Annotated in this window: 1 pseudogene; it reads left to right on the forward strand. The window is 61.5% G+C overall.

Annotated elements, in window-relative coordinates:
• Positions 1-238 (forward strand): annotated as a pseudogene (locus AC27VE_RS30720) (hypothetical protein); the annotation flags it as partial.
• Positions 239-514: the final 276 nt, after the last annotated feature.

The raw sequence follows: 514 nt of genomic DNA on the forward strand, positions 1-514 counted from the left end.
ACCGCTGGGAGGCCGCCAGTCGGATGCCCTGCAAAATGTGGTTGGTTCGGTCGGTGATTTCCCGAGCCTGGTCGCCGTTTCCAGCGGCCCGTTTGCCATGCAGGTTGCGGGCAGTGGGGGATACGGTGCAGGGGATGTCACTTACCACCGCGCGAGGTTCGACCTCTCCCGTGCCGCCAGAACCTCGACCGAAACTCGCGGTTTAAACACCGCCTATTACCCCCGGATTCATGCTTGAAATTAGGCATGGATTCGAGGGTGAAACGCAACGTTCGCCGGCCGGGTTTCGCTCGACGTGCGGGCAACCCTGGAAAGGTCAAATGTGACCAGGTCCGAATTTGCCGACCCCGTAGGTTCGGTTACCAACATGGAGGCCCCAGCGGAGCCGCCGCGAGACGTCAAAGCAAACGCGCCGGATGCAGCAGTTATTGCACCCACTACGGATGGAATTGGCCGGCCCTGCAGGGTGCCCGTTCCGTTCTGGATCGCATCCATCTGCCGGCTACCCAGTGTC

It is taken from the genome of Achromobacter sp. 18P8.1.1 (assembly GCF_057799415.1).